The organism is Kitasatospora sp. NPDC041917 (genome assembly GCF_055589745.1).
On sequence record NZ_JBVJBI010000002.1, the window covers coordinates 412,107 to 434,679 of the forward strand.

Annotated in this window: 4 protein-coding genes and 1 pseudogene; 2 read left to right on the forward strand and 3 right to left on the reverse strand. The window is 72.7% G+C overall.

Translation table 11 applies throughout. The annotated features are described in order from the left end of the window. Positions 1-252: 252 nt before the first annotated feature. Together ACZ6EM_RS03705 and lepB are read left to right on the forward strand one after the other, a co-directional pair. Positions 253-1,074, forward strand: coding sequence for a hypothetical protein (locus tag ACZ6EM_RS03705; protein WP_452180781.1), 822 nt, complete (start codon positions 253-255; stop codon positions 1,072-1,074). Positions 1,075-1,142: 68 nt separating this feature from the next. Next, a complete protein-coding gene (lepB, locus tag ACZ6EM_RS03710) occupies positions 1,143-1,601 on the forward strand; it encodes a signal peptidase I (protein WP_452180782.1) in 459 nt (152 codons plus the stop codon). A gap of 74 nt (positions 1,602-1,675) precedes the next feature. Here the strand turns inward: lepB and ACZ6EM_RS03715 are convergent, their stop codons facing one another. The 3 genes and pseudogenes from ACZ6EM_RS03715 to ACZ6EM_RS03725 all read right to left on the reverse strand — a co-directional run. Further along, positions 1,676-2,839, reverse strand: a complete 1,164-nt coding sequence (locus ACZ6EM_RS03715; RefSeq protein WP_465771548.1) for a macrolide family glycosyltransferase — start codon at positions 2,837-2,839, stop codon at positions 1,676-1,678. Continuing rightward, a complete protein-coding gene (locus ACZ6EM_RS03720) occupies positions 2,839-5,091 on the reverse strand; it encodes a cytochrome P450 (RefSeq protein ID WP_465771549.1) in 2,253 nt (750 codons plus the stop codon). Before ACZ6EM_RS03720 ends, ACZ6EM_RS03715 begins: the two co-directional genes overlap by 1 nt. Beyond that, positions 5,088-22,466 (reverse strand): annotated as a pseudogene (locus ACZ6EM_RS03725) (SDR family NAD(P)-dependent oxidoreductase); the annotation flags it as partial. The gene ACZ6EM_RS03720 and the pseudogene ACZ6EM_RS03725, both read right to left, overlap by 4 nt. Positions 22,467-22,573 lie beyond the last annotated feature (107 nt).

The following is a 22,573-nucleotide window of genomic DNA, read 5'->3' on the forward strand; positions in this document are numbered from 1 at the left end:
GCACATGACAGATGTCGATCGCAACCCATCCCGGGGCCGCAGCCGTGACGGAACGGTTACCGTACGGGTGCGAATCATGTCGGCGGCGACTAGGCTTGACAGCAAGCCCAGTGGTTCCTGGGATCATCTGCCCCCATTGTCTCCACTGCATTTTGCGTGCGCGCGACACGTCTTCACTGATTCTTAAAGCTCCCCAAGCATAGAGATTGTGACAGACGGGAGAGCCTCATGCTTATTTTTGTCATGACGTGCATGGCAGTTGTCCTGGTAGGCCTCATGGTCCGCCTTTCGCGACCTGCCTATGCCGATCTGAAGTGCGGTGACGCACCCATGTACTTTGACGGCGGACTCGTCGTCACATGGTCGGGGCCCGCCCCCGAAGAAGCACGGGTGAGGGTGGCGAACGGCGGTATCTTCGAGCGGGTCGAGCAGGCCACCGGGCCAGGGATTCCGTCGGACTACCCCGAGAAGTACTTGAAGAACCTTCGCACGTCCGAGGTGTTCAACGCCTGCACTGCATGGACTCCCGACGAGCTGGTGCGCTGGCAAGGACGCCACGGAATCGAGATGGAGCCCGAAGCCCTGAGCGTCTACGAAAGCTATCTCAAGAGCGGCAATACCATCTTCATGGCGCTGGTGGACCATCCGAGCGTCACTGATCCTGGATCATTCGTGGCCTGCAGCCTGGTACTCCAGCGCGCCGTGATCGTCTACAACGGCGGGCGTCAGGACCTGTTCCTCCGCTCATATTTCCACAGCGCGCGGGAAGACTCGTCAGAGTTTGTCAACTTCGCACCTGGCGGCAGTGTTCACTACTCATTCAAGACCGATACCGTCTGGTTCCCTCTGGAGCTGACCCGGTTCATCTCCGAGCCGTCCTCGTACGTCGAGCTGGATATCGTCACCTCCGAGGGATTCGACGAGGGCCTTCTTCCGGCCCCGTTCTCGGCGCGAGAAAGCGGCTATGTGCTTCTGGGGGACATCAAGTACCAGGTGAGGCGGGCCTCGGCTGTCCTCAGGATCGGAGATCAACGTCACGCCATCCCCGACTTCAGGCTCGAACTTGGCCGTTGAAATGCCACGCCTGCCCCGCCGAGGAATCGCGGAGCAGGCCTTCCGACGGCCGGCTGGGGGAACGACCAGTGCACCCTGCCGAGATCATATACCTGACCGGATTGGCGCTGGCAGTCATTGCCGTGACTTCGTTGACCTGTTTCGTTCGGATAGCAACGGAGTCCATGGCGCCGACACTACTTGTCGACGACCGTCTCCTGGTCGTCCGGAGGCCGGTACTGACGCGGCACTGTCCCGCTCGCGGCCAGGTCGTGGTCTTCACCTCCGGTACCGACGGGCGCAGGATGGTCAAGCGCGTCGCCGCCACAGGAGGGGACAGCGTTCTTGTCGGCGGCAGCGCCCGGGCGGACGGCTCGATCGACAACGGGACGCGGGTCGACGTACCCCTGCACGGAATTTTCGTACTGGGAGACAACCGAAGGGTTTCACGGGACTCACGAGAATACGGGTGCATCAGTTCGCGGCAGGTAACAGGCCGGGCCGTTCTCGTCGTATGGCCGCCACGTCGATTGCGGGTAGTCCGGTGACAGCCGAAGACCGTACGCGGAAACGGGCTCCACCGGGCGGGGACGGGTGCGGACTGCCCGGTGGAGTCCGGCCGCTACCGCGTCAGCAGCTTCTCCAGGACGTCCGCCCCCTTTGACGCGCCGCCCGCCCCGCGCACGATCCGGCTCAGGGCCGCCGCCCCGGGGCGGCAGGACCGGACGTCCTGGACGGCGTCGCGGAGGCCCTGCACGGTCGGCTCGGCGAGCGTCCTGCCGACCCGCAGCTCCTCCGCCCGCCGGGCGATCGCCCGCTGTTCCGGGATCTGCGGCACCGCCACGAAGGGCACCCCGTGGTAGAGAGACTCCATCGCCGAGTTCATCCCGGCGTGGCTCAGGAACACCTCGGTGTGTCGCAGCACCGCCACCTGCGGCACGTGCGCGTGCACTTCGACGTTCGCCGGGATCGGGCCCAGCGACTCCTGGTCCAGCCCGCCCACCGCCATGACGACCTGCCAGTCGCTGTCCCCGAACGCCTCGATGCAGGTCCGGTAGAACTCGGGCCGGTCGTTGAAGACGGTTCCCAGCGATATCAGCAGCACCGGGGCCTGCGACCGGGGGCTCCACTCCTCAGCGGTCTGCCGGCTGCTCAGCGACGGCCCGACGAAGTGGAAGCGCTCGTCGAAGGTGTCCCCCGACATCTGGAACTCGCGGGGGATGAACACCAGGCTCGTCGGGGCCACGTGGCCGAACATCAGGTTCGGGTCCTCGAGGAAGGTGTGGCCCTGCGCGAACTTCCCCATGTCCTGAATCGCGGCCACCAGCCGGGGGTTGGTGTGGTCGAAGTCGGCCGGTAAGTACACCTGCGCCGCCGAGAAGGACTCGTTCTCCGCGAAGGTCGGCACCAGGGAGACCTCCCGCACATCGAGCAGGTTCGCCAGCATCCTCCCGGTGAAGGTCACCGAGTCGTAGCACACCGCGTCCGGCGGGTCGGCCGAGAAGTGCTCGGCCAGGACGGGGAAAGAGGCACGCGCGTCGTCGAGGTAGTACTCCATCGTCACGGCGAGCTGTTCCGCCGTGAACTCGCCCCGCGCCGCCATGTCGGGCGGCAGCTGCGAGGGCAGGGTCACCGGCGACGCCCCGGCGGCGAAGGCGGCGTCCATGGTGGCTGGTCCCGTGGCGTAGCTGACCCGGTGACCGCGCCGGACCAGCTCCTCGACCAGCGGCAGGGTCGGGTTCACGTGCCCGGACGCGGGCGCGCTCACGAAGGCGAAATGGGCCATCAGCTCTCCTCCAGGATGACCGGCAGAGTCTTGTGCCCGTTGGTGAAGAAGGAACCCAGCGGCTCGAGTTCGGACGACGGGACGGCCAGCCGCAGCCGGGGGAACCGGGAGAACAGCGCGGACAGCGCCGTCGTCGCCTCCAGCTTCGCCAGGGGGCTGCCGAGGCAGTAGTGCACGCCGTGCCCGAAGGTGAGGTGGTCGGCCCGCGACTGCCGGGTGACGGAGAAGTCCTCCGCGTCGGCCCCGTGCTGCGCCGGGTCGCGGCCGGCCGCGCCGTAGGACAGCAGGATCGCCTCGCCCTTGCGGATCCGCACGCCGTCCGCGGAGATGTCCTCCACGGCGTACCGCAGCGGCAGGTTCGGCACCGGCGCCTGCCAGCGCAGGGTCTCGTCCACCACGTCCTCCCACGTGCTGGTCCCGGACCGGACCAGGGCGAGCTGGGACGGGTGCGTGGCCAGCGCGTGGACGGCGTGGTCGAGCAGGTTGACTGTCGTCTCGAAGCCGGCGGAGATGGTCAGCAGCAGGGTGTCCAGCAGTTCCCGCTCGGACAGTCGTGTGCCGTCCGCCTCCTGCGCGGCGATCAGGTCGCTGGTCATGTCGTCGCCGGGGTCGCGCCGTTTGGCGGCCACGAGCTCCTTGAGCAGCATGTACAGCTCGCCGGAGGCGGCCTGCACGCCCGCCGGGTCCGCGTCGAGGCTGAACACCGCGTCCACCAGCCGCCGCAGGTCCGCGCCGGTCTGCGCGGTCAACCCGAACAATCCGGTGATGACCTGGATCGGCAGCGGGAACGCGAACCGTGCGCGCAGGTCGACCGTCTGCCCCGGCGGCACCGTGGCCAGGTCGGCGATCAGGCCGGCCGTGATCTCCTCGACGCGCGGCCGCATCCCTTCGATGCGGCGCGGGGTGAACGCCTTGGCCACCAGGCTGCGCAGCCTGGTGTGGTCGGCCCCATAGGCGGTGAACATGTTCTGCATCGCGACCCACATGATCAGCGGCCAGTCCGGCGGGATGTCGCCGTCGCGCCACATGGGCCAGTGCTTGTTCGCGTCCTTGGAGACCTTCGGGTCGAGCAGCAGCTTCTTCGCCAGGTCGTGCCCGGTGACGACCCAGGCCGACACGCCACCGGGCAGTTCGACGGGCGTGGCCGGGCCGCGCTCGCGCAAGGCAGCGGCCTCGCCGAAGATGTCGCCGCCCGAGGGGTCGATGACGTACGCGTCGGCGGGCGGGGCCTGCGCGCGCACCGGCTCGGTGAAGGTGGTGGTCGTACGGGGCTTGGGCGGCTCGGTGACTTCCAGCAGGGAGGCGGTGAACCGCGAGCCCATGCCGAGGCCGATCGACATGATGGTGTCGCCGGGATTGAGGGTCTCGTCGTGCAGCAGCTGGTCGATGCCGAGCAGTTGGTCGCACGGCCCGACGTGGCCGAGCTCGCGCAGCATCGGCCAGGTGGTGCGGCCCAGGTCGATGCCGAGCGGCTCCAGCACGACGACCTCCAGTTGGGCCAGGCCCAGACCGGTGACGACGAACCTGGTGATGTCGGCGACGCCGACGCCGGCCTCCTCGGCGGCCTGCTCGACCGCGGTGACCAGTGCCCCGCTCATCAGCGTCAGATACGGGGCCAGGCCGGTGACCTCGATCGGCGTACGGTTGCGGTGGCCCTCGGGGTCCGGGATCGTCGGGGTGGCGAGGACCTCCATCTGGGTCGCGGAGCTGTTGGCGGTCGCGACCAGCCGCGCCCGGCCGCCCTCGCGGTTGAGCACGGCCGCGACCGCACCGTCGGCCAGGAAGATCCCGATGGTGGGCTGCCAGCGTTCCCACCGCGGCGGCAGGAACCGGGCGGTGGCCGTGACCAGGGTCGCGGTCGCGGCCGGGTCGGCCACCAGGTGCGCGGCGGCGGACTGCAGCGCGGCCGAGCCGCCGTTGCTGGTCGCCTCGACCTCGTAGACGAGGGCGTGGCCGAGGCCGAGGACCCGCTGCAGGTGGCAGGAGGACGCCATGTGGTCCTGGTGGTCCATCTGGGCGTAGGCGGCCATGGAGATGTCGGCGCCGCTGAGGCCGGACTCGCGCAGGGCTCCGATCGCCGCGTGCACGGCCATCGCGTGCTCGGTGACGTCGTCGGAGCGGGTGAACGACACGAAGTCCGACAGCGCGAGCAGCCGCCGCATGGTCGCGGTGTCCGGCACGGCCTGCGTCGCGGGCGTGCGGGGCGGCAGATATCGCCCCGTTCCGCCGATGTAGACGTTGTCCCAGATCATGCGTAGTCCTTTCCCCTGAGTGCGGACAACCCGGCCCCGTATCCGCTGAAGTCGAGGAGCCATGTGCTGATGGCCAGTGCCGTGGCCGCGGAGTGCTCCTCCAGTACGGTGAAGTGGTCGCCCGAGACGGTGAGCACTTCCTGGGCGGTGGTGGACAGCCGGGGCCACGAGCGCTTCCCGGTGCCCACCAGCAGCACCGGCGCGGTGACGGGCTCCGGGGCGCCGGCCAGATCGAGGTAACGGCCCATCGCCACCAGCCGGTCGTCGTCGACCGGCTGGACCTGGTGGCCGGCGTCGAGCATGCCGGTGAGCACACCCGGCAGGTCGTCGGGGTAGCCGTCGATGAGCACCACGGCGCTGGGCCGGGCCCCCCGCCGTTCCAGTTCCCCGGCGGTCGCCAGCGCCAGCCACGCGCCCACCGAACGGCCGACCAGCACCGGCGCGGCGACGGCCGACGCGGCCTCGGCGAGTACCTGGACCAGGACGTCGGCGTCCGCGGGCAGCGGGTCGCCGGCGAAGCCCGGCAGGGTGACCGCCGTGACGTCGCGGACCGCCTCCAGCGCCGCGGCGAACCGCCCGTACTCCTCGATGCCGCTGGACGCCAGCGCGGACGGCAGGCAGACCAGCGACGGCTGGAGGAAGCCGGCCGCGAGGGCGACCGCCTCGGCCTTGGGCGCGTCGGTGGCCGGGCTCAGCCGGGACGCCGTGGCCAGCAGGTCGAGGCCGTCCTGCGCGCGGCCGACGTCGACGGCCTTGCGCAGCAGGCGCTCCATCGGCCCGGCGACCCGGTTCTCCGGCGAGCACAGCTGCCCGTAGAGGTGGTTGACGAGCTGTTCGGGCGTCGGGAAGTCGAAGACGAGGGTCGCCGGGAGCTGGAGCCCGGTGGCCGCGTTGAGCCGGTTGCGCAGCTCGATGGCGGTCAGCGAGTCGACGCCGTGGTCGCGGAACAGCTGACGCGGGTCGTCGATCCCGCCGGGGGCCATCCCGAGGATGCTCGCGCTGTGCGTGACGACCAGGTCGAGCAGCAGGGCGCGCTGCTCGGCCTCGGGCAGGGCTTCGAGCCTGGCCCGCAGGCCGCCGGGGCCGGCCGCCGGGGCCGGCGCGCGCCGCGGCCGGACGAGTCCGCGCAGCAGCGCGGGCGGGGTGTCGATCGCCGCGAGGTCGAGGCGGACCGGCACCAGCGCCGGGCGTTCGCCGGACAGGGCGGTGTCGAACAGGTCGAGGGCCTGCTCGGTGGCCAGCGGCAGCATCCCGGTCCTCGCCAGCCGGCGGTGGTCGGCCCCGGTCAGGTTCCCGGTGATGCCGCTGGACTCGGCCCACTGGCCCCAGGCCAGGGAGGTGGCCGGCAGACCGCGCGCGTGCCGGTGCTCGGCGAGCGCGTCGAGGAACGCGTTCGCGGCGGCGTAGTTGGCCTGCCCGGGGGCGCCGAACACCCCGGACGCCGAGGAGAACAGCACGAACGCCCGCAGGTCCAGGTGCTCGGTGGCCTCGTGCAGGTGCCACGCGGCATCGGCCTTCGGGCGCAGTGCCGTGTCGATCTGTTCCGGTGTCATCGATCCCACCAGGGCGTCGTCGACGACCCCGGCGGCGTGCACGACGGCCCGCAGGTCGGGGATCGAGGCGACGAGATCCCTCAGTGCCCCGCGGTCACCGGCGTCGCAGGCGACCACGGTGAGGGCGGCGCCCAGCTCCTGCCGGAGCCCGGGCGGCTCGACGCCGCGGCGGCCGGCGAGCACCACGTGCGGGGCGCCGTGCCGCGCGACCAGGTGCCGGGCGACCAGGACGCCGAGGGTGCCGGTGCCGCCGGTGATCAGCACGGTGCCGTCCAGGGGCGCGCCGTCCAGGGGTCCGGCCGGCCCGGTCGGGGCGGCCGGGGCGGCCCTCACCAGCCTCGGCACGAGGGCGGTTCCGTCGCGCAACCGGATCTCGGGCTCGCCGTCGCTCACGGCGGCGCGCACCGCGGCGGGGAGCGCCCGTCGTGACGCGGCCGTGCCGTCGTGCCGGACGGTCAGGATCCGCCCGGGGTTCTCGCTGTGCGCGCTGCGCAGGAAGCCGCGGGCGGCGGCCGAGGCGAGGTCGTCGCCGGTGAGGACCACGAGCCGGTCCGGCGTGTCGGTGGCCAGGAACTCCCGGACCCTGCCGAGCAGTTCCCGGGTCACCGCGTGGGCGGCCGCGACCGGTTCGCCCTCGCCGACGACCTCGTGGAGGACCGTCTCGGTGTCCGGGCCGTCCGGTGCCGCCATCGGGGTCCAGTCGACGGCGAACAGCGTGTTCGGCCGGCGCCCGGCCCCGTGACCCGCCGCTTCGACGGGCCGCAGGACGATCTCGTCGATGCTCACGACCGGCGTCCCGGCGGTGTCGGTGATCCGCACCGCGCAGGTGTCCGGCCCGGTCGGGTGCAGCACCACGCGGACCGTCGCGGCCGACCCGGTGACCGACACACCGGAGAACGAGAAGGGCAGCCGCGCCGGGCTGCCGCCGGCGCCGCCGTCCTCGGCGGCGAGGCCGGCGAGCAGGGTCAGCGGCTGGATGGCGGCGTCCAGGAGCGCGGGGTGGACGCGGTAACCGGTGAGCTGCGCGGGGTCCGCCGGGAAGCTCACCTCGGCGTGCAGGTCCTCGCCGTGCCGCCGGATGCCGGTGAGCCCCTGGAAGGTCGGCCCGTAGTCGTAGCCGGCTTCGGCGAGCCGGTCGTAGAGCGAGCCGATGTCGATCGGCGCGGCCTCGCCGTCGTCCGCCCCGGGCACGGCCGTCCGGTCGGCCCGTGTCGCCCGGTCCGCCGGCGGACCGAGCACGCCGGTCGCGTGGCGGGTCCACTCGTCGGGCTCGGCGGCGGTGCGGGAGTGGACGGTGACGGGCCGGCGTCCGGTGTCGTCGGGCGCGCCGACGGTGACCTGCACGTGCACCCCGTCGCACTCGGACAGCACGAGCGGCGCCTCCAGGACCAGCTCGGACAGTACGGGGCTGGCCGTGTGCTCGCCGGCGTGGACGGCCATGTCCACGAACGCCATCGCGGGCAGCAGCGTCGAACCGAGCACGGTGTGCTCGGCCAGCCACGGGTGGACGGACGCGGAGAGTTTCCCGGTCAGCACCACGCCCTGCCCGTCGGGGAGCTTCACCAGGGACCGCAGCAGCGGGTGGTCGGGCGCGTCGGGGCCCTCCGACGGGGTGGTGGGCCGGAGCCAGTAGTGCTGGTGCTGGAAGGCGTACGAAGGCACACGCACATCCGACGTCCCCGCCGTCGCCGTCGCCGTCGCGGGTGGCGTCCAGCGCACCGCGCCGTCCGCCCACAACCGCCCCAGCCCCGCGAACAACCGCTCCGGAGAATCACCACCACGCCGCATCAACCCGTTCCCCACCAACAGCGGATGCGGACCCACCTCCACAAACCCCGTAACACCCCGGCCCGCCAGCCACTCCAAGGCATCGGCGAACCGGACCGGTTCCCGCGCCTGCCGCACCCAGTACCCGGGCTCCCCCAGGTCCACCGGACGCCCGGCCACCGTCGAGACCACCGGGATCACCGGCTCACCGAACGACAGCCCCGCAGCCACCCGGCCCAGCTCCTCCAGCACCGGATCCATCCGCGCCGAATGGAACGCGTGACTCACCTCCAGCCGCCGCACCCGGCGCCCACGGCCCCGCCACACCTCGGCGACCGCCTCCACCGCGGCCTCGTCCCCCGACACCACCACCGCGTCCACCGCGTTGACCGCCGCCACCTCGGCCCCCGGCACCAGCGACCCCTCCACCTCCTCCAGCGACGCCTGGAGCGAGACCATCGCCCCACCACCGGGCAACCCCTGCATCAACCGGCCCCGCGCCCCCACCAGCGCACACGCGCCCTCCAGCCCCAGAACCTCCGCCACATGAGCCGCCGCCACCTCACCGACCGAGTGCCCCACCACGAAGTCCGGCCGCACACCCAGCCACTCCACCAACCGGAACAGCGCCACCTCCAGCGCGAACACCGCACCCTGGGTGAACTCCGTCTCCCCCAGCACCCCCTCCCCGTCCTCGAACAGCACCTCCACCGGCAACCCCAGCAACCCGCACACCTCGTCCAACGCCCGCGCGAACACCGGGAACTCGCGGTACAAGCCCCGCCCCATCCCCGCCCACTGGCCACCCTGACCGGAGAACACGAACGCCGACCTGCCCGAGTCGCGGGCTTCGCCGATCACCAGCCCGGGATGCGCCTCCCCGCGCACCAAGGCCGCCAGTGCCTCCGGTCCGGTCACCACGGCCCGGTGGGCGAACCGAGTCCGCGCGGCGAGCGCGGCGCCGATTCCGTCCACGTCGGGGGCCTTGGCCGTGTACGCCTGCAGCCTGCGGGCCTGGGCCCGGAGCGCCTGCTCGGACTTGGCCGACAGCAGCCACGGCACCGGCACGACGGCCGCGGGGGCGGACGTGGAAGCGGGATCGTGGGCAGCGGACTCGGGCGACGTCTTCTCGGCCGGCTCCGGGGCCGGTGCCTCAAGGATCACGTGCGCGTTGGTGCCACTGATGCCGAACGCCGACACGCCGGCACGGCGGGGACGCCCCGTCTCCGGCCACGGCCGGGCCTCGGTCAGCAGGGAGACACGGCCCGCCGACCAGTCGACGTGCGAGGTCGGCGCGTCGACGTGCAGCGTCGGCGGCAGTTCACCGTGCCGCATCGCCATCACCATCTTGATCACACCCGCCACACCGGCGGCGGCTTGCGTGTGGCCGATGTTCGACTTCACCGACCCCAGCCACAACGGCTCCACCCGGTCCCGGCCGTACGCCGCCAACAGCGCCTGCGCCTCGATGGGGTCACCGAGCGTCGTCCCCGTACCGTGCGCCTCCACCGCGTCCACCTCGGACGCCTGCAAGCCGGCGTTCGCCAGCGCCTGGCGGATGACGCGTTCCTGCGACGGGCCGTTGGGCGCGGTCAGGCCGTTGGACGCCCCGTCCTGATTGACCGCCGAACCCCGCACCACCGCCAGCACCTGATGGCCGTTACGGCGGGCGTCCGACAGCCGCTCCATGAGCACGACACCCGCGCCCTCACCCCACGCCGTACCATCAGCGGCCTCGGCGAACGCCTTCACCCGCCCATCGGCGGCGAGCCCCCGCTGGCGGGAGAAGTCGATGAAGGCGGCGGGCGTCGCCATGACCGTCACACCGCCGGCCAGGGCCAGTGAGCACTCCCCCGAGCGCAGCGCCTGCGCCGCCAGGTGGATCGCCACCAGCGACGACGAGCACGCCGTGTCCACCGACACCGCCGGACCCTCCAGCCCCAGCAGGTACGACACCCGCCCGGAGGTCACACTCGTCGCCGTGCCGGTGGCCACATAGCCGTCCGCGTCGCGCGCGATCTGGTCCACTCCGCCCGCGTAGCCGGATGCCCAGATGCCGGTGAAGACGCCCGTCCGGCTGCCCCGCAACGACGTCGGATCGATCCCCGCGTCCTCGAACGTCTCCCACACCGTCTCCAGCAGCACCCGCTGCTGCGGATCCATCGCCAACGCCTCACGCGGCGAAATCCCGAAGAACCCGGCATCGAAGCCACCCGCGTCCCCGAGAAAACCACCCGACCGCGTGTACGACGTCCCGGGACCACCGGCCGGATCGTAGAGACGACCCACGTCCCACCCACGGTCCGACGGGAACTCCCCCACCGCCTCCACCCCACCGGACACCAAGTCCCACAGCTCCCGGGCAGACCCCACACCACCCGGGTACCGGGCCCCCAACCCCACCACGACCACCGGATCGTCCGACACCGGAACACCGACCGGCACGGGCGCGACCGTCCGGCGCTCCTTGCCGAGGACCACCTCACGCAGGTATTCGGCCAGCCGGGCCGGGGTCGGGTGGTCGAAGACCATCGTCGCCGTCAGCCGGGTCCCGACCGCCGTGGAGAGCCGGTTGCGCAGCTCCACGCCGGTCAGCGAGTCGAAGCCCAGGTCCTTGAAGGCCCGGTCGCCACCGATCTCGTCGCTGCGGCCCAGCACGGCCGAGGCGTGGGTCCTGACCAGGTCGAGCAGGATCTCGCGTTGCCGGGCCTCGGGGAGCGATCCCAGCTCGCCCGCCAGTCCGGTGGTCGGCACCGGTCTGCGGGCGCGTGCCAGCGCGCGCAGCACCGGCCGGTCGCCCAGTGCGGACACCTTGAGTCGGGCCGCGACCACCGCCGGTTCCGCGGTGTCCAGGCCCCCGTCGAACAGCCCGAGTCCGTAGTCGGTCGCCATCGGCAGCAGGCCCGCGCGGGCGAGGCGTTCACCGTCGGCCTCGGACATCTGCCCGGTCAGCCCGCTGGTCTCGGCCCAGTAGCCCCAGGCCAGCGACACCCCCGGCAGGCCCTGGGCGCGCCGGTACGCGGCCAGGCCGTCGAGGTAGGCGTTGGCCGCGGCGTAGTTGGCCTGCCCGGGGCTGCCGAGCGTCCCGGCCGCCGAGGAGAAGAGGACGAACGCCGTCAGGTCCCGTCCCCGGGTGAGTTCGTGCAGGTTCCACGCCGCCCGGGCCTTGGGCTCCCAGACCGCGGCGAGACGTTCGGGGGTCAGGGACTCGACCACGGCGTCGTCCAGCACGCCCGCCGCGTGCACGACCGCGGTCAGCGGGTGCGCGGCCGGGATCGCGTCCAGCACGGCCGCCAGCGCGTCCCGGTCGGCCACATCACAGGCGGCCACGGTCACCTCCGCGCCCAGCCCGGCCAGCTCCTCGCACAACGCCGCCCCGCCACCACTACGGCTGACCAGCACCACGTGCCGCACACCCCGCTCGGCCACCAGATGCCGGGCCACACGACCCCCCAGCGTCCCCGTACCACCGGTGATCAGCACGGTGCCCTCGGGGTCGACCGGCTGAGGAACAGTGAGAACGATCTTCCCCACGTGAGCGGCCCGACTCATGAACCGGAAGGCGTCCCGCGCGCGGCGGACGTCCCAGGTGGTGAGTGGTGGCAGACGCAGCTCGCCCGCGCCGAGCAGCCGGACGGCCTCGGCCAGGATCTCCCCCAGCCGTTCCGGTCCCGCGTCGGCCAGGTCGAAGGCCAGCACGCCGGGCCGGATGTCGGCCTTGCCCATCTCCACGAACCGCCCGCCGGGCGCGAGCAGCCGCAGGGAGGCGTCCAGGAACTCACCGGACAGCGAGTTCAGCACCACGTCGAAGGGTCCGAACCGGTCGGCGAACTCCAGGGTCCGGGACGAGGCGATGTGATCCTCGTCCAGCCCCAGGGCGCGCAGCGCGTCCCACTTGCCCGGGCCGGCGGTCGCGTGGACGTCCGCGCCCCAAAGCCGCGCGAGCTGGACCGCCGCCATGCCGACGCCGCCGGCCCCGGCGTGGATCAGCACCCGGTCACCGGCCTTCAGCCCGCCCAGGTCGCGCAGGCCGTACCAGGCGGTCATGAACGCGATCGGCACAGTGGCGGCCTGGGTGAACGTCCACTCGTCGGGGATGCGCACCAGCACCCTGTGGTCGGCGACGGCCACCCGGCCGAACGCGCCGGGCAGCAGCCCGGCGACCCGGTCACCCGGCCGCAGCCCGGCGACCTCGGCGCCGACCTCGGTGACGACGCCCGCGCCCTCGCTGCCGAGCAGCGCCGGGTCCGGGTAGACGCCGAGGGCGATCAGTACGTCCCGGAGATTCAGGCCGGCCGCCCGCACGGCGACGCGCACCTCCCGGGGCCCGGGCGGGGCCTGCTCGTACGGCAGGAAGGCGAGGTCGTCCAGGCTGCCCGTGCCCGCCTGCGTCAGCCGTCCGTCGAACGCCTCCGGTGCGGAGCGCACGAGCCGGGGCACGTAGACGGCCCCCCGGCGCACCGCCATCTGGTCCTCGTCGCCGACCGACAGGCCGTCGGGCAGCTCGTCGGCGTCCACGAGCACGAATCGGCCGGGGTGCTCGGACTGCGCGGACCGGACCAGGCCCCATACGGCCGAGGCTTCCGGGTCGCTCACTCCCTCACCGGGAACGACGGCGACCGCGCCCCGCGTGCGCACCACGAGCCGTTCGCCGGGCCCGGCCAGGAAGTCCTGGAGGGCCGTCAGCGCCTCGGCGACCGAGCCGGGCGAGACGACGGCGTCGCCGAGCGCGCCTTCGCCGGGGGTCAGCGGAATCCAGTCGAGGGCGTACAGCGGGCCGCGTTCGGCCATCGGACGGGTGGTCAGCGCCTCGATGGTCGCCACGGGCTCGCCGGACCGGTCCGCCAGGTGGACGGCGTACGTGCCGGGGCGCACCACCGTCAGCCGCACGCGCGCGGAGGTCACGCCGGTGCGGTGGACCGCGATCCCGCCCAGCGAGAACGGCAGCCGCACGTCGCCTTCCGTGCCGGACAGCAGCGCCAGCGGTTGCAGGGCGGCGTCCAGCAGCGCCGGATGGACGGAGAACCGGGCCGCGTCCGGCACGGTGACCTCGGCGAACACCTCCTTGCCGCGGCGCCACACCGCCTGCACGGCCTGGAAGGCCGGCCCGTACTCGTAGCCCGCCGCGGCGAGCGTGTCGTAGAGCCCGGTGACCGGTTCCGCGCCGGCCGGCGGCCACTGCGTCAGCTCCTGCCCGGCCACGGCCCGCCCAACCACAGGCTGCCCGCTCACCGTGCCGGTGGCGTGCCGCACCCAACCGTCCGTACGGGACCGGACGTCGACCGTGCGGCGGCCGGTCCCGTCCGGTTCGCCCACGACGACCTGCACGTCCACCGCGCCGTCCGCGGGCAACATCAGCGGCGCCTCCAGGACCAGTTCCTCCACGGCCGCCCCGGCCGCGTGCACCACCAGTTCCACGAACGCCGTCGCGGGCAGCAGCACCGTCCCCAGTACGGAGTGGTCCGCGAGCCAGGGGTGGGTGGCCAGGGAGAGCCGACCCGTCAGGACCCGCTGCTCGCCCACCTCGACAGCGGCGCCGAGCAGCGGGTGGTCCACCGGGTCGAGCCCGGCCGCGGACACGTCTCCCGCGCCTCCGGCGAGCCAGAACCGCGTCCGCTGGAAGGGGTAGGTGGGCAGCGCCACCGGCTCCCCTTCGGGGAACGGCCACCGCACCGGCACACCCGCGACGAACAGCCGCGCCGCGGCGGCCAGGAACTCGGCCGGGGTGCCGTGGTCGCGGCGCAGTGTCCCGGTCACCACACCCGCCTCGTGCTCCTCCAGCGCGGGCGTGAGCACCGGGTGCGGGCTGATCTCGACGAAGACGGGGTCGCCGCCCGAGGCGAGCAGCAGCCGGGTGGTCCGGTCGAACAGCACGGGTTCGCGAAGGTTTCGGTACCAGTAATCGGCGTCGAGGGCGGAGGTGTCGATCTCCTCGCCGGTGACCGTGGAGTAGAACGGGATCGTCGCCGGGCGCGGTGTGATGTCGGCGAGGTCGGTGAAGAGTTGCTCGCGGATCGCCTCGACCTGGGCCGAGTGCGCGGCGTAGTTGACGGGCAGGCGCCGGGCGCGGATGTCGTCGGCCTCGCAGGCCGCCAGCAGCTCCTCCAGCGCGTCCAGATCGCCCGAGACGACGACCGAACCGGGGGCGTTGACCACCGCGACGGTGATCCGGTCGTCCCAGCGGGCCACGAACTCGACGGCCCGCTCGTGCCCGAGGCCGACCGACACCATCCCGCCCTGGCCGGCCAGAGCGACCAGCGCCTTGCTCCGCAGGGCGACCACCTTGGCCGCGTCCTCCAGGGACAACGCCCCGACGACGTACGCGGCGGCGATCTCACCCTGCGAATGCCCGACGACGGAATCGGGCTCGACCCCGTGCGCACGCCACAGCGCGGCCAGGGCCACCATCACCGCGAACAGCGCGGGCTGCACGACGTCAACCCGCTCCAGCGAACCACCGCCGGTCAGCACCTCCACCAACGACCAGTCCGTGTACGGCGCCAACGCCGCGTCACACGCGTCGATCGCCTCCCGGAACACCGGCTCCGAGGCGTACAACTCCCCGCCCATACCCACCCACTGGGCACCCTGCCCCGGAAAGACGAACACCGACCGACCCACCGGGCGGGCGGTCCCGGTGACCAGACCCGGCGCCGACCGGCCCTCCGCCAGGGCGTCCAACGCCTCCACACCGCTCAGCACCACGGCCCGGTGCTCGAACACGGTGCGGGCAGCCAGAGCGCCCCCGACCGCCGCCGGGCTCACCTCGGGACGTACTGCGGTGAACTCGCCCAGCCGGCGCGCCTGCTCCCGCAGCACCGCTTCCGACTTCCCCGACAGCACCCAGGGCACGACCCCGCCCGTGGACCCTGTCGAAACCCCGGCCGGCTCCTCGGCAGCCGCCTCGATGACGACGTGCGCGTTGGTGCCGCTGATGCCGAACGCCGAGATGCCCGCGCGAGGCAGGTGGCCGTTGTCGGGCCAGGGCCGGGCCTCGGTGAGCAGCCGGATGTTGCCGGACTCCCAGTCGACGTGCGAGGTCGGCTCGTCGACGTGCAGCGTCGGCGGCAGTTGCCCGTGCCGCATCGCCATGACCATCTTGATCACGCCCGCCACGCCGGCGGCGGCCTGAGTGTGGCCGATGTTGGACTTCACCGAGCCCAGCCACAGCGGCTCGTCCCGGTCCTGACCGTAGGTCGCCAGAAGCGCGTGCGCCTCGATGGGGTCACCGAGCGTGGTGCCGGTGCCGTGCGCCTCCACCGCGTCCACGTCCGCCGTCGACAGCCCCGCGTTCGCCAGCGCCTGACGGATCACCCGCTCCTGCGACGGACCGTTCGGCGCCCCGAGGCCGTTGGAGGTGCCGTCCTGGTTGACCGCCGAACCCCGTACCACCGCCAGCACCCGGTGCCCGTTGCGGCGGGCGTCGGACAGGCGTTCCAACAGCAGCAGGCCCGCGCCCTCGGCCCAGGCCGTCCCGTCGGCCGCCTCGGCGAACGCCTTCACCCGGCCGTCAGGGGCCAGGCCGCGCTGGCGGGAGAACTCCGTGAACCCCAGCGGGGTCGCCATCACCGTCACCCCGCCGGCCAGGGCCAGTGAGCACTCCCCCGAGCGCAGTGCCTGCGCGGCCAGGTGCAGGGCCACCAGCGAGGATGAGCAAGCCGTGTCCAGCGAGACCGCCGCGCCCTCCAGCCCGAGCAGGTAGGCGATCCGGCCGGAGGTCACGCTGGTCGCGGCGCCCGTGCCGAGGTAGCCCTCGGAGTCGGCGGGCGCCTGGTCTCCGTAGCCGGAGGACCAGATGCCGGTGAACACACCCGTCCGGCTGCCCCGCAACGACGTCGGATCGATCCCCGCGTCCTCGAACGTCTCCCACGCGGTCTCCAGCAGCACCCGCTGCTGCGGATCCATCGCCAACGCCTCACGCGGGGAGATCCCGAAGAAATCGGCATCGAACCCCGCCGCGTCCGCGAGAAAACCACCCGACCGCGTGTACGACGTCCCGGGATGATCCGCGTCCGGATGGAACAACCCCTCGACATCCCACCCACGATCCGATGGGAACGCCCCGATCGCATCCATCCCGCCCGACACCAGACCCCACAGCTCCTCCGGCGACCCCACCCCACCCGGCAACCGGCACCCCATGCCCACGATCACCACCGGATCGTCCGACACCGACACCGCGGGCACCACCGGTGCCGCCGACGCCACACCCCCGTCGAGGATCCGGCTCAGCAGGTGCTCCGCGAGCTGCCCCGGGGTGGGATGGTCGAAGACGACGGTGGCGGTCAGGCGCAGGCCGGTGGCGGTGTTGAGCCGGTTGCGCAGTTCGACGGCGGTCAGGGAGTCGAAGCCGAGGTCCTTGAACGGCTGCCGGTCCCACGCGGCCCCCGGTTCGCTGTGCCCGAGCACGGCGGCGGTGTTGGCGGTGACCAGGTCGAGTGCGGCTCGCAGCCGTTCGGCCTCCGGCAGCGTCCGCAGGCGGTCGGCGATCGCGCCGTGCCGCGCCGGGCGCCGGGCCGCCTTGCGGGATATGAGGCCCTTGAGGGCCGCCGGGGCCGCCGGGGCGCCCGCCAGCACGGACAGGTCGAGGCGTGCCGGCACCAGCGCGGCCCGGTCCGTGGCCAGGGCCGCGTCGAACAGTGACAGGGCGTGGTCGGTGGCCAGCGGTACGACCCCGGCTCGCATCAGCCGGTCCTGGTCGACACCGGTCAGGTGCCCGGTCATGCCGCTGGCCTCCGCCCAGTAGCCCCAGGCCAGCGAGGTCGCCGGCAGTCCGAGGGCGCGCCGGTGCACGGCGAGGGCGTCGAGGAAGGTGTTGGCCGCGGCGTAGTTGGCCTGCCCGGGGCTGCCGAGCGTCCCGGCCGCCGAGGAGAAGAGGACGAACGCCGTCAGGTCCCGTCCCCGGGTGAGTTCGTGCAGGTTCCACGCCGCCCGTGCCTTGGGCTCCCAGACCGCGGCGAGACGTTCGGGGGTCAGGGACTCGACCACGGCGTCGTCCAGCACGCCCGCCGCGTGCACGACCGCGGTCAGCGGGTGCGCGGCCGGGATCGCGTCCAGCACGGCCGCCAGCGCGTCCCGGTCGGCCACATCACAGGCGGCCACGGTCACCTCCGCGCCCAGCCCGGCCAGCTCCTCGCACAACGCCGCCCCACCACCACTACGGCTGACCAGCACCACGTGCCGCACACCCCGCTCGGCCACCAGATGCCGGGCCGCACGACCCCCCAGCGTCCCCGTACCACCGGTGATCAGCACGGTGCCCTCGGGGTCGACCGGCTGAGGAACAGTGAGAACGATCTTCCCCACGTGAGCGGCCCGACTCATGAACCGGAACACGTCGACCGCGTCCCGGAGCGCGCGTACGTCCAACGGCAGCGGTGCGAACCCGCCGTCCGTGAAGGCCCGTACGACGGCGTCCAGGATCTCGCCGAGCCGTTCCGGCCCCGCGTCGGCGATGTCGAACGCCCGGTAGACGATGCCGGGATGGTCGGCCGCGTCGCGGATGTCGGTCTTGCCCATTTCCACGAACCGGCCGCCGGGCCCGAGCAGCCGCAGGGAGGCATCGACGAACTCGCCGGACAGCGAGTCCAGGACCACGTCCATGGGCGGGAACTTCTGCTCGAACTCCAGGGTGCGCGACGAGGCGATGTGGTCCTCGTCCAGTCCCAGGGCGCGCAGGGTGTGCCATTTGGCCGGCCCGGCGGTGGCGAACACCTCCGCCCCGAGCTTCCGGGCCAGTTGGATCGCCGCCATGCCGACGCCGCCGGTGCCGGCGTGGATCAGGACCCGGTCACCGGCGTTCAGCCCGCCCAGGTCGCGCAGGCCGTACCAGGCGGTCAGAAACGCCACGGGCACTGACGCGGCCCTGGCGAACGGCCAGTCGTCGGGCATCCGGACCAGCAGCCGCTGGTCGGCGACGGTGACCGGGCCGAAGGCGCCGGGGACCAGGCCCATGACGCGGTCGCCGGGCCGGAACCGGGTGTCCGGGCCGGTTTCGAGGACGACGCCCGCGCCTTCGCCGCCCATCAGGGCCTCGCCGGGGTAGACGCCGAGGGCGATCAGCACGTCCCGGAAGTTGAGTCCGGCCGCCCGCATGGCGATCCGGACCTGCCCGGGCCCCAGCGGCTCCATGAGCTCCGGGCGGGACACCAGCGCCAGGTCGTCGATGCTGCCGGTGCCCGTGTCCTCCAGCCGCCAGGTCCCGTCCGGCGGGGTGAGGCTCGCGCCGACGCGGACCAGGCGGGGGACGCGCAGCGCCCCTTGGCGTACCGCCAGTTCCGGCTCGTCCGTGCCGGCGATCAGCGCGGGGTCCCAGGTCGGGTCGGCGTCGACCAGGACGAGCCGGTCGGGGTGCTCGGCCCGCGCGCCGCGGACCAGGCCCCAGACCATCGAGTGGTGGAGGCCGACCACGTCACCGGGCGCGGCGGCGACGGCGTTGCGGGTGACGACGGCCAGCCGCGTCCGCTCACCCGCCAAGTGATCCCGGATCACGGCGAGTACGCTCCGCGCGCTCTCGTACGCCGCCTCGACGGTGTCCGCCTCGGGCTCCGGCCCGGTCACCTCGTGGACGACCAGGTCCGCGGGGTCGCCGCCCGTCGACGCCGGTTCGAAGGCCAACGATTCAAAGGGCAGCCAGTCGAGTGCGTACAGGCTGTCCGGGACGGCGGTGGCGTCCCGGACGGTCAGCGCGGTGATGTCCGCGACCGGGGTGCCGTCCGGATCGGCGACGGCCACGGTGTACGTGTCCGGCCCGGTGGCGGACAGGCGTACGCGCAGCGTCCGGCTGCCCGCGGGCCGTATCGCCACTCCGGCGAACGCGAACGGCAGGCCGGTGCGGTCGGTGAGGAACGCCATGGGATGCAGTGCGGCGTCGAGCAGCGCGGGGTGCAGGGCGAACGGTTCCTCGGCGGGAAGCTCCACCTCGGCGTAGACGGTGTCGCCGACCCGCCAGGCCGCCGTGACGCCCTGGAACGCCGGCCCGTACTCGTAGCCGAGCACGGACAACGCGTCGTAGAGCCCGTCGACGTCGAGGGTCTCACCGGCCGGCAGCCAGTCCCAGGCTCTCAGCACCGGCTCCTCGCCCAGGGTCCCGGTGGCGTGCCGCACCCACTCGTCGCCGTCGTGCGAGTACACCGTGAGCGGGTTGCGGCCGTCGTTCTCGGGGCCCACGACGACCTGGAGGTGCACCGGGGTGTCGTCGAGGACGAGCGGCGTTTCGAGCACCAGCTCCTCGACCGCGTGGCCGAGCCGGCCGGCCGCGTAGGCCGCCATTTCCGCGAACGCGGTGCCGGGCAGGAGGACGGAGCCCCGCACGGCGTGGTCGGCCAGCCACGGGTGGGTGGCGAGCGAGATCCGTCCGCTGAGCACCGCGCCGTCGGGCAGTTCCACGAACGTGCTGAGCAGGGGGTGGTCGCCCGACGCCGTCGGGACGGGCCGCAGCCAGTACGGCCGGCGCTGGAAGGCGTACGTCGGCAGGCTGACGGGCTCGGTGTCGTCCGGGAACCGCCAGTGGACCGGGACACCATGGACGTGCAGGCGGCCGAGCGAGGTGAGGAAGTCGTCCTGGTCGCGCCGGAGCGTGCCGGTGACGAGGAGGTCGGAGCCGTGGTGGTGACCGGTCTCCTCGACGGCGGAGACCAGGACCGGGTGCGGGCTGATCTCGACGAAGACGGTGTGGCCGTGGTCGAGCAGCAGCCGGGTGGTCTGGTCGAACAGCACGGGTTCGCGGAGGTTGCGGTACCAGTAGGCGGCGTCGAGGGCGGAGGTGTCGACCGGCTCGCCGGTGACCGTGGAGTAGAACGGGATCGCCGCCGGGTGCGGTGTGATGCCGGCGAGGTCGGTGAGCAGGTGCTCACGGATCGCCTCGACCTGGACGGAGTGGGCGGCGTAGTCGACGGGCAGGCGGCGGGCGCGGACGCCGTCGGCCTCACAGGCCGCCAGCAGTTCGTCCAACGCGTCCCGATCACCCGATACCACCACGCTGTCCGCCGAGTTGACCACCGCCACGGTCAGCCGGTTGTCCCAGCGGGCCACGAACCCGGCGGCCTGCTCATGCCCGAGGCCGACCGACACCATCCCGCCCTGGCCCGCCAGGGCGACCAGGGCCTTGCTGCGCAGGGCGACCACCTTGGCCGCGTCCTCCAACGACAACGCCCCCGCCACGTACGCCGCCGCGATCTCCCCCTGCGAATGCCCGACCACGGCATCAGGCTCCACACCATGCGCACGCCACAACTCCGCCAGCGCCACCATCACCGCGAACAGAGCCGGCTGCACCACATCCACCCGCTCCAACGACCCACCACCGACCAGCACCTCCACCAACGACCAGTCCGTGAACGGCGCCAACGCCGCCTCACACGCATCGATCACCTCCCGGAACACCCGCTCCGAGCCGTACAACTCCCCGCCCATCCCCACCCACTGCGCACCCTGCCCCGGAAACACGAACACCGACCGACCCAACGGACGGACGGTCCCGGTGACCAGACCCGGCGCCGTACCGCCCTCCGCCAGGGCGTCCAACGCCTCCACACCGCTCAGCACCGCACGGTGATCGAAACGCGACCGCCCCGCCAACGCCCGACCCACCGCAACCGCGCCAACCCCCGGATGCCCGGCCAGGAACGCCCCCAGCCGACGTGCCTGCTCCCGCAACGCCACATCCGACTTCCCCGACAACACCCACGGCACCACCCCGCCTGCGGACCCCGTCGAAACCTCGACCGGCTCTTCGGCAGCCGCCTCGATCACCACATGCGCGTTGGTGCCGCTGATGCCGAACGCCGACACGCCGGCACGGCGGGGACGCCCCGTCTCCGGCCACGGCCGGGCCTCGGTGAGCAGTGAGACACGGCCCGCCGACCAGTCGACGTGGGAGGTCGGCGCGTCCACGTGCAGGGTCCGCGGCAGTTCACCGTGCCGCATCGCCATCACCATCTTGATCACACCCGCCACACCGGCGGCGGCCTGGGTGTGGCCGATGTTCGACTTCACCGACCCCAGCCACAACGGCTCGTCCCGCCCCTGACCGTAGGTCGCCAGGAGTGCCTGGGCCTCGATGGGATCGCCAAGGGTGGTCCCGGTGCCGTGGGCCTCCGCCGCGTCCACGTCCGCCGTCGACAGTCCGGCATTCGCCAACGCCTGCCGGATGACGCGTTCCTGGGACGGACCATTCGGCGCCGCAAGCCCGTTCGACGCACCGTCCTGATTCACCGCCGAACCCCGCACCACCGCCAGCACCCGGTGACCGTTGCGACGGGCGTCCGACAACCGCTCCAGCAGCACCAACCCCGCACCCTCACCCCACGCCGTACCGTCGGCCGCCTCGGCGAACGCCTTCACCCGCCCATCGGCGGCAAGCCCCCGCTGCCGCGAGAACTCGACGAACCCCGCCGGCGTCGCCATCACCGTCACACCACCGGCCAACGCCAGCGAACACTCCCCCGCCCGCAATGCCTGCGCCGCCAGGTGGATCGCCACCAGCGACGACGAGCACGCCGTGTCCACCGACACCGCCGGACCCTCCAGCCCCAGCAGATACGACACCCGCCCGGACGTGGCGCTGGTGGCTGTTCCGGTGGCGAGAAAGCCTTCGAGGTCCGGCGGCGGCTGGTTGCCGTAGCCGGAGGACCACAGGCCGGTGAACACGGCTGTGCGGCTGCCGCCGAGTGTGGTCGGGTCGATGCCGGCGTACTCGAAGGTCTCCCAGGCGGTCTCCAGCAGCACCCGCTGCTGCGGGTCCATCGCCAGTGCCTCGCGCGGCGAGATGCCGAAGAACCCGGCGTCGAAGCCGGCGCCGTCGGCGAGGAAGCCGCCCGACCGGCTGTAGGTCGTGCCCGGCCGGTCCGGGTCAGGGTCGTGGACGACGTCCCATCCACGGTCCGGCGGGAATTCGGTGATCGCGTCGACACCGTCCGAGACAAGCCGCCACAGGCCGTCCGGGGACTCCACTCCGCCCGGGTAGCGGCAGCCCATGCCGATGATCGCGATCGGCTCGCGCGCGGCCTCCTCCATGTCGGCGAGGCGCCTACTGAGCACTCCCAGGTCGGCCGTGGCGCGCTTGAGGTAAGTGCGGAGCTTCTCTTCGTCGGACATCGCTACTCCTCAGCGTTTCGGGACTCGCCCGAGCGGATGACCTCGGTCCTGCGGTGCGCATCGTC